This window comes from Bacillus sp. FJAT-27916, from assembly GCF_001183965.1.
Lineage (GTDB): Bacteria > Bacillota > Bacilli > Bacillales > Pradoshiaceae > Pradoshia.
This window is the reverse complement of sequence record NZ_LFZV01000001.1, coordinates 2323833-2336856: the sequence shown is the minus strand read 5'-3', so window position 1 is coordinate 2336856 and position 13024 is coordinate 2323833. Positions and strand designations below refer to the sequence as shown.

At 42.0% G+C, this 13024-nt stretch carries 13 protein-coding genes, 2 pseudogenes and 1 other annotated feature; of the genes and pseudogenes, 12 read left to right on the top strand and 3 right to left on the bottom strand.

All coding sequences use genetic code 11. From position 1 onward, the window contains the following. Nucleotides 1-115: 115 nt before the first annotated feature. A pseudogene (locus AC622_RS11375) lies at nt 116-1119 on the top strand (serine hydrolase domain-containing protein). Between the two features lie 108 nt (nt 1120-1227). Here AC622_RS11375 and AC622_RS11370 read toward each other — a convergent pair. Next, on the bottom strand, nt 1228-2439 hold the full coding sequence (locus AC622_RS11370; protein ID WP_049671167.1) for an MFS transporter: 1212 nt from the start codon (nt 2437-2439) through the stop codon (nt 1228-1230). 62 nt (nt 2440-2501) lie between these two features. Beyond that, nucleotides 2502-2775: a binding site (T-box leader), on the bottom strand. A gap of 310 nt (nt 2776-3085) precedes the next feature. Between AC622_RS11370 and AC622_RS11365 the strand changes: the two genes are divergently transcribed. The 6 genes and pseudogenes from AC622_RS11365 (at nt 3086) to AC622_RS11345 (ending at nt 7484) form a co-directional block, all read left to right on the top strand. Beyond that, a complete protein-coding gene (locus AC622_RS11365; protein WP_049671166.1) occupies nt 3086-3508 on the top strand; it encodes a DUF2606 family protein in 423 nt (140 codons plus the stop codon). Between the two features lie 117 nt (nt 3509-3625). After that, nucleotides 3626-4045: a YndM family protein gene (locus tag AC622_RS11360; protein ID WP_049671165.1), complete on the top strand. Its 420-nt coding sequence runs from the start codon at nt 3626-3628 to the stop codon at nt 4043-4045. Between the two features lie 93 nt (nt 4046-4138). Beyond that, nucleotides 4139-4819 (top strand): annotated as a pseudogene (locus tag AC622_RS21400) (Type 1 glutamine amidotransferase-like domain-containing protein); the annotation flags it as partial. Further along, entirely contained in the window at nt 4796-5350 is a 555-nt protein-coding gene (locus AC622_RS21395) for a GNAT family N-acetyltransferase (protein WP_231589600.1), read from the top strand. The pseudogene AC622_RS21400 and the gene AC622_RS21395, both read left to right, overlap by 24 nt. A gap of 59 nt (nt 5351-5409) precedes the next feature. Next, the gene (locus AC622_RS11350) at nt 5410-6564 is read left to right on the top strand and encodes an acyl-CoA dehydrogenase family protein (protein ID WP_049671164.1); all 1155 of its coding nucleotides are present in this window, start codon (nt 5410-5412) and stop codon (nt 6562-6564) included. Continuing rightward, the gene (locus tag AC622_RS11345; RefSeq protein ID WP_049671163.1) at nt 6561-7484 is read left to right on the top strand and encodes a nucleoside hydrolase; all 924 of its coding nucleotides are present in this window, start codon (nt 6561-6563) and stop codon (nt 7482-7484) included. The genes AC622_RS11350 and AC622_RS11345 overlap by 4 nt, the downstream gene beginning before the upstream one ends. Here the strand turns inward: AC622_RS11345 and AC622_RS11340 are convergent. Further along, nucleotides 7481-7693 (bottom strand): ribosome alternative rescue factor ArfA, encoded by a 213-nt coding sequence (locus AC622_RS11340; protein WP_197089932.1) that lies wholly within the window; start codon nt 7691-7693, stop codon nt 7481-7483. The two genes, AC622_RS11345 and AC622_RS11340, sit on opposite strands and share 4 nt — an antisense overlap. Nucleotides 7694-7987: 294 nt before the next feature. Here AC622_RS11340 and AC622_RS11335 point away from each other — a divergent pair, with 294 nt between their 5' ends. The 5 genes from AC622_RS11335 (at nt 7988) to AC622_RS11315 (ending at nt 11430) form a co-directional block, all read left to right on the top strand. Further along, nucleotides 7988-8560: a hypothetical protein gene (locus AC622_RS11335; protein ID WP_049671161.1), complete on the top strand. Its 573-nt coding sequence runs from the start codon at nt 7988-7990 to the stop codon at nt 8558-8560. Between the two features lie 27 nt (nt 8561-8587). Next, entirely contained in the window at nt 8588-9028 is a 441-nt protein-coding gene (locus tag AC622_RS11330; RefSeq protein WP_049671160.1) for an SMI1/KNR4 family protein, read from the top strand. Between the two features lie 169 nt (nt 9029-9197). Next, nucleotides 9198-9728 carry a DUF4871 domain-containing protein gene (locus tag AC622_RS11325; RefSeq protein ID WP_049671159.1) on the top strand — a complete coding sequence of 177 codons (531 nt, stop codon included), beginning with the start codon at nt 9198-9200 and terminating at the stop codon, nt 9726-9728. 281 nt (nt 9729-10009) lie between these two features. Further along, on the top strand, nt 10010-10774 hold the full coding sequence (locus AC622_RS11320) for a class I SAM-dependent methyltransferase (protein WP_049671158.1): 765 nt from the start codon (nt 10010-10012) through the stop codon (nt 10772-10774). Between the two features lie 149 nt (nt 10775-10923). Next, entirely contained in the window at nt 10924-11430 is a 507-nt protein-coding gene (locus tag AC622_RS11315; RefSeq protein ID WP_331456708.1) for a GNAT family N-acetyltransferase, read from the top strand. Here AC622_RS11315 and AC622_RS11310 read toward each other — a convergent pair whose 3' ends face one another. Then, nucleotides 11431-12885, bottom strand: coding sequence for a serine hydrolase domain-containing protein (locus AC622_RS11310; protein WP_231589516.1), 1455 nt, complete (start codon nt 12883-12885; stop codon nt 11431-11433). Nucleotides 12886-13024 lie beyond the last annotated feature (139 nt).

Here is a 13024-nt window from a genome sequence, read left to right as displayed (position 1 = left end):
TATCGGAAGACGCTTTTTTTGCTGCTTTTGTCAGAATCAATAAAGAAGGATTCGAGCAATTAGTAGAGAATAGTTTTAAGGATTTAACATTCTATTGGCCATAAGGGAGATTATTGTGGAGAAACTTGAAAAGCTAATTAGTTGGGTAGAGGAAATAAAGAATAAGAATAAGAGCAGTGCGACATCCTTATATATTCTGAAAGATAATGAAGTGATTTTGGACTACTATAATGGGCATCATTCGAATTCTGCTGACTCAGCCCCCATTACCCCATCCTCTCAATTTAATGTCGCTTCTGCCAGAAAAAGCTATCTTGGGTTAGTGATTGCCTATGCTCTTTATGAAGGGAGAATCAAAAGTCTTGATGACTATGCAATTGATTATTTCACCGAAATGGATGAACAATTGCTTGGAAAAACAACGATACGGCATTTAGTTACGCACTCGCACGGGTTACACGAAAAAGAGGATGGCACTCTTTTTCGAGAGTTTGAACCTGGTCAGGGGTGGGTCTATAGAGGAATCAATGTGATAATGCTGACCAGGCTGGTAAATCGTCTGTTTAATAGAAGTTTTCCAGACCTTCTGGAGGAAAGAGTCTTCTCCCCATTAGGTTTTACAGAAACAGCCTGGCAAACAAAAGAGAAGGATTCATTAGTGAAGGTAATCGTTCATCCAGAAATAGAAGGGACATACAGCCTAGGGAATGGCAATGATGGATTGGAGTCAAATTTACATACTTCTGCAAGGGAGTTTGCACAATGGGGCAATCTTCACTTAAACAAAGGAATGGCGAATGGAAAACAAATCGTTCCACGTGAGGTCATTGAAATAGCGACACAGGTTCAAAGTCCTGTTTACAAGGATACGAGACTTCCCCAAAACGGTTTGTTTTGGTTTGTGCAAGGGAAGCCTGCCGCCTATAGTGAGCTTGGTGATAGGTGCCCGAAGGCTCTTATCAAATCTTAGGCGTAACGGGTCCAACTCTTCTAGTCATTCCGAAATACCATGTGGTCGTTGCAAAGATGTATAACAAGCGCTATAACTATGGCGGAGATAATTACCTATACTATTTGCGGGAATTTAGTCATTTAGTTGCTGACACTTTTCGGAAGTGAGTGGTCATTACTGTTATCCTATCTTCAATACTAATAGCCGGGATGAGCATCTTTATTGAGTAATGATCAAAAAGGTCCTTTTCTACAAGTAAGAAAAGGACCTTTTTATTATTCTATCACTTGCTCATAATAATTTCTTTTCGATTTATCCGATACAATAAAGGTAATAAGTAGCCCCAATGCCAAAAAAGCAAAAGAGCCTATCATATAGATTGGCCGGATTTCAAACAGTTCAGCCGATAATCCGAGTATAACGGTAAATAAGATGATTAAACCAGCCTCCAACATTCCGAAGACACTGGAGAATCTGCCCATAATATCTACGGGTACATTGTTTTGATAGAACGTTAAAAACCCTGTATTAGCGAAAGATAAGAAAAAGGTTAAGGTGAAGAAACCGATAGATGCCCCTAGGAAATCAGTTGAAAAAGCAAAAATAAGATAGCCGATAGGAGTGAAGATGGCACCAAGTCCCATCAGAATATTTAAGGATAATTTATTGGCGAATACAGCATTTACCAATGAGCCCCCGATAATTCCAACACCGGCAATACTGACAAGAAATCCATAGGTACTTTCAGATAAAGATAAAACCTCTGTGGCAAATGCAGCCTCTAAAGAATCCAAAGCAGTCATAAACACTGAAATGATACTAAATAGAACGTAAACGAAGGTCACATGAATAGTTGTTTTGCTGAATGTCAGGATCCTTTTCCAATCGTTTAAAATTAAAGAGGCAGTAGCTTTTCCAGTTATACTATCGCTTTTCCCAATCTCCACATTCGGAAGAAGAAAAATGACGATGGCTGATAAAAATAACGCGATCGAATTCATCAGTATAGCTATGTTTGGAGATCCAATCATAAAAAGGAAACCGGCAATGGAAGGTCCTAGTATAAATCCACATGAATGAATGAAGTTTCTCAGTGCATTAAATCTTTGTCTATCCGTTTTGGGAATTAATTTAGTCATGTAAACCATGGAAGTGGGTTCAAAAATCGATTTAGCTATATTAATTAGAAAGACGACTAGATAGATGAGAATAAGCGAATCTAGAAACGGCAAGGTAAAAATAAATATTGCTTTTATTAAGTCTAGAAGGATCATTAGATTTCTTTGGTTTAATCTATCAATAAACGTTCCAGACCAAAAATTCGTCAATAAGGCTGCAATGGGTGAAAGAATATACAGGATTGATACAGCTAAAGGTGACCCCGTCATATCTAATATAATCAAGTTCAAAGCAATCAAATAAACCCATGCCCCGATATTGGATATTCCGATTCCGAATAAAAGTAAAAGAGGATTTTTCCATTTCATTGTATCACTCCTAAATATATTGTTTATAAAACAAAAAAATCTCACCCCCAAGGATTATGATCCTTAGGGACGAGACTCCTTATATTTAGAAGTTCGCGGTACCACCCCAGTTTATTCCTGTGTCACCACAGAAACCTTTTCGAGTACGACATAATGAAACAAATGTTTATACTCTATCTCGATAACGGGAGAAACCGACACATAATCAATATCTAGACGAAATTCCTATGCGTTGCTCCAAGACTTGGTTCAGTGGGCTATTACATCCTCCATTTTCAGCTGCTGGAGTTCTCTGTTATGCTTGAGCACACTTACTCTTCTCTTCATTGCATTTATTATAGGTGATTATACACTGATTAACAGAATAAAAAAAGGATTAAAAAAATTTTAAAATGAATTTCTTCAGTCCATCCTCCACTTTGAAAACCATTTACGTAAAGGAAAGTGAGCATAATCCACTAAACCATACAGCTAAAAGAGCAGGAATCGAAATGAATTTTAAGAAGCCGTTGAGCTTTTGTAAACATTCTGTTAACCAAGCATAATTCTGAAAACTTGTGGTAAAATGAGTAACAAGTAATGGAAAGTGTGACATACGGGTTTGCACAGTACGGTGAATAGAAGATCAACAAGGGGGGAGTTCATTTTGGATGCAGTGGCGAAGGTCAAGCTTGTATTCTATGCCTTGTTAATTTGTCTAATCAATCTTTGTGCCTTTTATTATGCGGTCTTTTATGATGATAAGGACGGGAGCGGGATTTTCGCGAATAAGGGACAGTATTCCTTCGGGGAGAGCGCCTCAGCAGCGGATCAAGAGATTCCGGTTACCTTGTCCATCACAGACCAGGATGATGCACCGATCGGCAACTTGGAGGTTATCTTAAAGAGTGCGTCAAATGGAAATGCTTCTTTCCCTCAGAAGACGAATGAGAAAGGGATTGTGCAGTGGACAGCCAGCCAAGGGTTATATACGGTTGAAATCTATATGAATCATCAGGTCATAAAGAAGAAAATCGTTGTCATAGACCATAAAAAACAACCAACCATCCAATTAACTCTCGATATCTAGGGCAAGAAGCCGGAGCCAACAAGAAGCTCGGCTTTTTATTTTTGTCTGGAATCAGATTGTTTACATACAGTCACAGGTGGTAATGGGTAACAAAGCTTAAGGGAGGAGGTGGAAGGAATGGAGCATGCAAAAGCCTTATTGATTAAATTTGTTATGGTGACAGCTGTGTTGTGGATTGTATTGACCGTTGCCTTTAGCGTGAGTTTTGTAGACACCCTGATAGTCAGTCTTGTCTTAACGCTTGCGGCCTATGTATTGGGTGACTTGTTGATCTTCCGCAAGTCCGGGGAACCAGAGGAGCATCAGAAACGAAACTTAATTGCGACCGTATCTGATATGGTAATGGCCTTTGCCGTCATTTGGTTAATGGGAGAGGCTTTGTTCCCGAATGACACAAATATCCTCTCTGCTTCATTATTAGCTGCTATCCTGATAGCCGGCGGAGAATGGCTATTCCATAAATGGATCGACCGAAATGTTTTTGGTGTAAAGGAATCTGGAGAGAAAGTCACTGGCAATGCAGATTATACACCTTAAGGGGAAGAGCCCAATTCAATTGAATTGGGCTTCTTTTCATATTGTGCGAATTGTTCGTGATAAAATGGTAAAAAGGATGAGTGGAGGGATGGAATGAAACAGGTAATCGCGTTAGGCGGCGGGGGATTTTCAATGGAGCCGGATAACCCGCTGCTGGATGAATACATCATGGGCCAGTCCGCAGCAAGGGTGCCGAAGATTTGCTTTATCGGTACAGCAAGCGGGGATGCGGATGGCTATATTGACCGGTTTTATCAGTTTTTCAACCAGTATGACTGCGAGCCAACGCATCTTTCCCTCTTTAAGCCGCCATGCCGGGATTTAGAGAGCTTTATCTTAGCCCAGGATATCCTCTATGTCGGCGGCGGCAGCACGAAGAACTTGATGGCTCTTAGGAGGGAATGGGGCTTAGTGGATATCTTGAAGAAGGCATATGACCAAGGGGTTCTTCTATGCGGAATCAGTGCTGGGGCGATTTGCTGGTTTGAGATGGGCGTGACGGATTCGTATGGCGGAGAGCTTGAACCGGTCGTCGGAACAGGTATTCTTCAAGGGAGCCATTCACCGCATTATAATGAGGAGGAGAAAAGGCGGCCGGCCTATCAGCAGATGATCAAGGAAGGGGTCATGATGGGCGGAATGGCAGCTAGTGACGGAACGGCTCTTCATTACGTTAACGGAGAACTCCACCGAATTGTCAGCTCACGGCCGGAAGCAAGAGCCTATGAGGTTACGCCAAAGGGCGAGACCATGATTGAACCCTATTATTTAGGGCAGGATTATGTTCTGAAGAGCAAGCGCCTGACCCTCAAACCATTTACGCAGGCTGACTTCAACCATCTGATCAGCTGGATTGACAGTGAAGAACAGATGACGATTTGGTCAGGTTCAACTTTCACCTTCCCTCTCACAGATAAGCAGCTAGCAGCCTATCAAGCAGATAAAAAGCAAGTTGCGTTTAGTGTGTATTCAAATGAAACGGGTGATTGCATTGGTCATATTGCCATCGGGAAAATCAATCAGCGCCACCGGTCAGCACGGATTGGCAAGGTGCTGATTGGAACGCCAGCCTTGCGTGCCAAGGGACTCGGGGAGGAGATGATGAGGGAAGCGGTCACATTCGCCTTCTCGCATCTCAATCTACATAAAGTGGCACTTGGTGTATATGAGCACAACAAAAGAGCCATCGCCTGCTATGAGAGAATTGGTTTTCAGAAGGAAGGCCTCCTGAGAGACCATGCCAGAGTGGGTAAGGGTTATTGGAATATGTGGGAGATGGGCTTATTACAGGATGATTATGTTTAATTTTCCCTATAGAGGTTAGTAGTTGGTAGTGACGCAGGTTTAGAAAGGGTGATAGATGGATGATTGGACAGAAGGAAATAAGGCAGCTTGAGGTGATGAAGCGCTTGAAGGGCGCTGTCAAGGCATTTGGGGAAAGGGCCCCTCAGTATGAAGCCAATCAAGCCTTTCCGTTTGAGAATATCGAGGATTTGAAGCAGATTGGCTATACGAAATTGACGCTGCCGAAGGAGTATGGCGGATACGGGGAAGGATTGCAGGCATTCCTGTATGGACAGGAATTGATAGCAAGTGCTTGCGGCTCTACTTCCCTGGCAATTGGCTGGCATAATATGACCATCTTAGAGGTTTTGGAGAATCAGCAATGGGATCCGGCGAAAAAGGATGCGTTCTTCCATGCGATTGCCAAAGGGGCATTAGTGAACAGGGCCGCCTCTGAGCCGGCAACCGGCAGCCCGACAAGAGGCGGCCGGCCGCAAACGACAGCCGTGAAAACGGGTGACGGCTGGGTGTTGAATGGCCGCAAAACCTTCACCTCACTTGCTCCGGCATTGGATATCTTCCTAGTCAGTGCTTGGATTCCAGAGGAGGAAACAGTCGGCTGGTTCATGGTACATAAAGATCTAGCAGGTGTGTCCATTGATGAGACGTGGGACTTGATTGCGATGGAAGGCACAGGCAGTCATGATCTTGTTCTCCAGAACGTCCACGTCAAAGCGGATGACTATGTCGAAAAGGCAGCACCAAAGAAAGGAACCGGCTGGCTTTTACATATTCCAGCCTGCTATATTGGCATCGCTCTAGGTGCGCGGAACTATGCCGTGCAATTTGCGAAAAGCTATACGCCGAACAGCCTGCAAAAGCCGATTTCGAGCCTGCCCCATATTCAGGAAAAGATTGGCCATATCGAGCTCGAGCTTATGCAGGCCCGCCATTTCCTCTATGCGGTCGCTGCCCGCTGGGATGAGAAACCGGATGAACGGGATGAAATGGCAGGCGAGCTCGCTGCCGTCAAATATGCGGTCACGAATGCAGCCATCAGCATCGTAGATAAGGCGATGAGGGTCGTCGGGGCCCAAAGCTTGAAGAAATCTAATCCCATGCAGCGCTATTTCCGCGACGTGAGAGCGGGGCTTCACAATCCTCCGATGGATGATGCAGTCCTTGCCTTACTCGCAAACCAGATACTACAGGATGATGAGGAGAAAGCAGAATGAAATCAATTATAGTAGATGTCGATACAGGAATTGATGATGCGCTGGCCATTGCCTATGCCGTGCATTCCCCAGAAATTGAGCTTCTTGGACTTACTACTTGCTTCGGGAACGTAACCGTGGAGAAGGCAACGCGTAACTCCCGGCTCGTTCTTGAGAAGCTTGGCCGTTCGGACATCCCTGTCTATGCAGGTGCGGGGGAAACCTTGAATAGAGGCTTGAACGGTGACTTCCCTCATGTCGTACACGGACATGACGGCCTCGGCAACTTAATCGATGAGGAGCCAACGGATGAAATGGCCCATAGTGACCAGCATGCCGTAGATTACTTAATTGAACAGGTGAAAAATAAGCCCGGCAAGATCACGTATATTTGCGTCGGTCCGCTGACGAACCTGGCACTTGCCCTTCAAAAGGCACCGGAGATTACACCGCTGTTTGAGGAAGTCATCATCATGGGCGGCGCTGTATACACGAAAGGAAATGTCACACCACATGCAGAGGCGAATATTCACCGCGATCCGGAGGCGGCTGACTTTGTCTTCCGTTCCAATCTGCCGCTCTATCTTGTCGGACTTGATGTGACCATGCAAACCTTGCTTCCGACAGAGGAGCTGAAGGGCTGGCGTGAAAAAGGGGAAGAGCTCGGCTCCTTCTTCGCTGACATGACGGAGTTCTATATTGACTTCTACAAGAAAGCAAACCCAGGGATTAAGGGCTGTGCGCTCCACGATCCGCTTGCGGTCGGCTTGGCGATTGACAAGAGCTTCGTTAGCTTGAAGCCGGAACGTCTATGGGTGGAGCTTGAAGGAGAAAGGGAAGGAAAGACCTGTCCGAATGCACAAGGGAGACCGCTCGTTAATGTGTGTGTGGATGTAGATGAAGAGCGTTTTGTGAAGCATTTCTTAAGCAGAGTGATTTAAACGGTTATCGGCCCAGCTGTCATCTTGGATGACCGCTGGGCTATTTTTATGCATGAAAAAAGCTCCCCGTCTCCACGATGTTTGAACTTCGTGCGACTGTAGGAGCCTTTTCCCTTCTTATTCTTTACGACCCGGGTTGTCGGATTGATGGACCATGTCATACGGCTGTTCGTCATCTCGCCGATGGTTTTCTTCTTTTTCTTCATCATGTTTTCCTCCTAATTTTCCCCTTAAAAAAGCAAGGGTATGGTATAATTTTCTGAAAAATACCTGTTCCGCTTCAAAGATATAGTCTCCTTAAGCCAGAGACACAAAAAACCACCCTATGCTGTAAAGCGGGAGGGTGGCTTTAGTACGCCGCTCGCGGCGATTGTGCCAAAGAGTAACCAGCTCTCCGGTTTTGACTGTCTTTGTACGTCCATATTATACCATGCTGCTGCATAATTCAATCATAAGATAAGTAAATGGTTGTCAGCCTTAAGAGGAAAGGGAGGGTAGCTGTTATGGCAAAATGGATATCCTTGTTTACGGCCGTCCTGCTAATAAGCATATTGACCTCATGCATGGAGGCTAATCCGCCTGAAGCGGCTTCCCCAAAGGAATATGCAGAAAAGTATTTGGTGGAAGCTGTGTTAGAAACCGTACGAGCGGAGGATCATGAGGATTTTCATTTCTCTGCCAGTGAGAACATACAAATTGGCAAGCTTCATCAAAAATGGCGTTATTCAAAGGCATTCTTGGAAAATAAAAATGATTCACTTGAGAAAACGGATGATTGGTATGCAGCTGTCTATCAGGAGGGAAGGCCGGTTAACGTCGTAGCCATTTCCAAAAATGAAAGCGGTTATTATTCCTTTATGGGGATCGGCTTTGGGAAGGACTTGGCAGAAGCCTTAGATAAACGGACTGCCACAGAAGGAAAGCTAATCTATGAATTCCCAATGGACGCTTGGTTTGTTTACGATAAAGGGCATGTTATTGCGGTAAATGATGCAGGCCAAAGGTTGCTGGGGCTTGAGAAGATTAGGTTTGATGAATTTCAAAAATCTGTTTATGACCGCTATGCGGATAATTGAATACTGGGAGGAAGGGATGTTTAGCTAATGAAGGATGTACTGGAATGGGTAGATTCAAGAAAACCGGGTGTGACAGAGACTGAGATTAATCGGGCAGAGGAACAATTAGGTATTCGTTTACCGGCAGAATACAAAGAATTATTCACGCTGACGAATAATGCCCAGGTGGATGAATGGACGTTTTTTCCGATTAAGGATCCCGCCAATCTGAAGAAAACATGGGATGACCTGGTCCGCCAGAACAATGAATTAAGGGATGAAGGCATGCCAGAAGATTTAATTGCCATCGCGGAAGATGAGACAGGAGATCTCTTATGCTACCGGAGAACGGAAGAGGGAATTGACGAGAGGGTGTACCTTTGGGATCATGAGACCGGTGAAAGGGAGGAATTGGCTTCTGGGTTGAGGGAATTTATCTTATCCTATGAAGCTCTCGAAAAGGATTGGGAAGCAGAAGCTTTAGATTGATAGGACCTTTAACAGAGAGTTTATATATACAAGAGAATATAGGTGAGATTTGCATGATCAAAGAATGTTGAATCCTTATTATTGATGCCGGGCAGGTTTGCATAAGAATGAAATGAAGTATATTTTGCCGTTTTATTCACTTTATTTATGAGGGAGGAGTGTCATTTAAGTGAAAAAATACATTCTTGCTTTTTTCATGTTTACGATAACCGGGCTTTTGGCTGCATGCAATGTATTGGACATTCAAAAATCAAAACAAGATAAAAAAGTAAACGAAGATAATGATGAGATTATTTATGAAGGTTCAGAAAATGAATGGGAATTGTCTCCAACCTTCGAACATTCCGTTATCTATGAAGATGGTGAAAAGGGTTCGTATACGGTTGTGGGAAGTACAGAGCGCGTAGGTTTCACAGGTTCATTCCCAATTATCGCGAAAGAACCACAGAAATATTTTTGGTTTTATTTTGGAAGACAAAACATTTACGATAAACCAGTGAAAGTAAAGGCCATAAAAAAAGAGACAAAGGAAGTTGTTGATGTCCTTTCTGGCCCGAGTACCTTTTATAAGAGTGCTGCAGTAAGTCCGGGCAGTGTGAATATGCCTTCACTTTTAACATTTCCATCAGCAGGAATATGGAAAGTCCTTGTATATATTGATGAGAAGCTATATGAAAGTATAGTTATCGAGGTAGTATAATGTGAGCCGTCGATTTAAATGGAGGGGACCTTGCTTTTTTCATTGTTAAGAACAAAACGGACAAAAAAACATTGAGCTACAGGGGGATTACTCCCATATCAAGGGCTAAATCAGCTCTTTTTTGTTAGGGTGTTTTTGTATAGATTGTTCCTTCTATACAGAGATTCAGCTTCTGTTTTGTCGTTTCGATAGACAAAAGCGATTATATTCTTGTTTGAATAACTAACAGTTGAAAGCGGTCATGTCATAGTAGGATTTTGATTAAATAATCGTTGAAGGGAATGGAAGGGTTGGAAACGAACACGGATATTTTGAATATGAATAAAGATAGTTGGGAAAGGTCGGCAGAACGTTTTTTCGGAAAAACTGCTCTTCCCGAATATGGTCCTTATTCTTTAAGTGAAGAACAACTCGAATTATTTGGCAATATCGCCGGTCATAAAGTATTGGATATAGGGTGTGGGAGCGGGCATTCATTGCAATATATGGGAGATCGAGGAGCTAAAGAATTATGGGGATTAGATTTTTCAGCCAAACAAATAGCAACCGCTAAAAACTTGTTGAGTAATCAACAAGTTAACGTATCATTATTTGAATCTCCAATGGAGAAAAATCCAGGAATACCAAGGGATTACTTCGATATTGCCTACTCTATTTATGCTTTGGGGTGGACAGTTGATTTATACCGTACATTGTTAAATATACATAGCTATTTAAAGCCCGGCAGTATTTTCATCTTTAGCTGGGAACATCCCATTCACGACCGTCTGGCTTATACACAATCATCTTTTACCTTTAAAAAATCTTATCATATTGAAGGGCCAGAATATAATGAGGCTTGGCATAATCATGTTGTTATATACCATCGAAAGCTTAGCACCTATATTAATACACTAATTGAAGCTGGCTTCACAATTGAAAAGGTCATAGATGAAGTCGTGTTGCCTGAAAATGTCGGTGCAGATCATCCTTCAAGATGGTATTCATCCCAAAGAGCACAATTAGTACCTGCAACATTTATCATTAAGGCTTCCAAAAAGCATTAGGGGATTCATTTAACGATCAGGGGGTGTTGAACCCCTTATGAAAGAAACGGGCAGATTAGTCGAACAAGAAGAATAACCCCAGTTTTTGCAAAAGTTACAAAGTTGAGTGAAATGATTTCATTAGAATATAACCTTAAAAGGGGAAATGAATGATGGCAATTCGCATTCTAAATAAGTCTGATGCTAAGTTGTATCAAGAAGTACGATTGAGTGCATTAAAAAACAATCCAGAAGCATTTGGTTCTACATATGAGAGAGAAGCTAAATTCTCACTGGAATTTGTTGCAGAGAGATTAGCACCAGTTAAGGATAAATTTGTTTTAGGTGCTTTTGATTACAATGGATCATTAGCTGGGATCGTTACTTTTATGCGTGAAAACAGTCTCAAAACCCGTCACAAAGCAAATGTTTACGGGTTGTACGTAGCACCAGACTCTAGAGGACAAGGGATAGGAAAATCACTAATGATTGAACTAATAAAGAAGGCTAAAAATATGGATGATTTGGAACAAATCAACTTAACAGTCGTATCTGACAATCATTCAGCAAAGATGCTGTACAAATCCTTGGGATTCGAGATCTATGGGATAGAACGAAATGCCCTTAAATATAATGGGCAGTATTTTAACGAGGATTTGATGGTTTTAACGATCTAGTTATTGGGCTAATATCATTCGATAATAGACTCTCAAAATGGTAAGAACTAATCCAATGATGAAAACAATCGCCAATAAGAACATCCCAGCTGGATAAAGACCGAATGCATCAATCGTGGTCGAACTGTTATTTTGTAACGTTGGAACAATAAAAAACAACCATCCGATTAATAAAGTTGGAACCAATTGAGGAATTAACCGAAGGATAAATCTCCAACTAGGATGTTGTTTACGTTTATCTGACCATTTCTTACTTCGCAAAATTCCTCTGGTACCTAAAAGTAAGTAAATCAATGTCATTACACCAAGTGATAAATCAATTATTTTAGGTACTGGCGCTTTTAATTCAGGCTCTTTCCCCTCTGTCAATTGAATAATCCCTGAACTGATTTCATATGCGTGTTTTAAAGTAGGAGTAGAGCTATTTAGTAAAACGGCAACAGCATAGCCACTACTTGGAATGATATCTTGTTGAGCTTGATACGTAAATTCGCCCCCGCTATGTGAAATGCGTGCTGGCTTCATATTTGGTGAGCTTAACTGCCAACCAAGTCCATATTTTTCACTTCCAGGTTGAGGTGAATAAGATTCTTCCAATAATTCTTTAGCTAATAATGACTCACCTAATTCATTTTTCCCCTCGTTTGTGTGCATAGAAAGCCATTTCCCCATATCTGATGCTGTAGATATCATTCCTCCTGAGCCCATTAACATTTGCTCAAGTTCTGTCCAGGGTATTGCAGTCCCATATGCTGTTACATACCCTATGGGAAGCCCTTGTACAAAATCCCCCGAATTTACAGTCGTGAGTGAGTCATTCATTCCTAGTGGAGAGAAAATCTTCTGTTTAAGATATTGAGTGAATTCTATTCCGCTTACTTCTTCCACTAAGCGTGCTAAGACCCAATAATTTGCGTTGCTGTAATAGTATTTCTCTCCTGGATTCGTTTTCAGTTTCCAAGCATTCAAGCGGTCCACACCTGCTTTTAAGTTACTCGCTGGTGGAAGAATAATTGGGTTTGGAATTCCTGATGTGTGACTCAAAAGCTGACGTATTGTAACCTCCTCCCATCTTGAATCGTCAAGTTTTACTTCTGATAAATAGTTGATAACTGGGTCATCCAGTTGAACTTTCCCTTCCTCAACAAGTTGTAAAACAGCAAATGCAGTAAATGATTTTGATACGGAAGCAATTCTCATTAATGACTTTTCTGTTATAGGTATCCCTTCAGAATCGTGACCATAGCCTTTCTCATATACTAATTTCCCGTCTTTTACGACAGCAATGGATGCAGCAGGCAGCCCGTTGCGTTCTAAATAGTCAGCGACAAATTTATCAATATCTTCCGTTTTAAACGGTTGAGCAGCGTGCACAAGGACAGAAAACATAGGCATAATAAGAATTATTAACAGAAGAATACAGCCTAATTTTTTTGTGCTTAATAATGTTTTCAAATAATTTCCCTCCAATACATTTGTGATTGTTTTTAAATCCTTGAAGTACAACCTAATCATACTGAATTGTCAATATTTGGTTAACACCCTAGAGTCTAATTATTTTCTAAGTCTTCAGCCGTATTTGTTTATGCAGTTA

Excerpts from the sequence above, each read along its gene's own strand:
- AC622_RS11370 (WP_049671167.1), bottom strand. The coding sequence starts at position 2,439 with ATGAAATGGAAAAATCCTCTTTTACTTTTATTCGGAATCGGAATATCC.
- AC622_RS11360 (WP_049671165.1), top strand. The coding sequence starts at position 3,626 with ATGGAGCATGCAAAAGCCTTATTGATTAAATTTGTTATGGTGACAGCT.
- AC622_RS21395 (WP_231589600.1), top strand. The coding sequence starts at position 4,796 with ATGATTGAACCCTATTATTTAGGGCAGGATTATGTTCTGAAGAGCAAG.
- AC622_RS11350 (WP_049671164.1), top strand. The coding sequence starts at position 5,410 with ATGATTGGACAGAAGGAAATAAGGCAGCTTGAGGTGATGAAGCGCTTG.
- AC622_RS11345 (WP_049671163.1), top strand. The coding sequence starts at position 6,561 with ATGAAATCAATTATAGTAGATGTCGATACAGGAATTGATGATGCGCTG.
- AC622_RS11340 (WP_197089932.1), bottom strand. The coding sequence starts at position 7,693 with ATGATGAAGAAAAAGAAGAAAACCATCGGCGAGATGACGAACAGCCGT.
- AC622_RS11335 (WP_049671161.1), top strand. The coding sequence starts at position 7,988 with ATGGCAAAATGGATATCCTTGTTTACGGCCGTCCTGCTAATAAGCATA.
- AC622_RS11330 (WP_049671160.1), top strand. The coding sequence starts at position 8,588 with ATGAAGGATGTACTGGAATGGGTAGATTCAAGAAAACCGGGTGTGACA.
- AC622_RS11320 (WP_049671158.1), top strand. The coding sequence starts at position 10,010 with ATGGAAGGGTTGGAAACGAACACGGATATTTTGAATATGAATAAAGAT.
- AC622_RS11315 (WP_331456708.1), top strand. The coding sequence starts at position 10,924 with ATGATGGCAATTCGCATTCTAAATAAGTCTGATGCTAAGTTGTATCAA.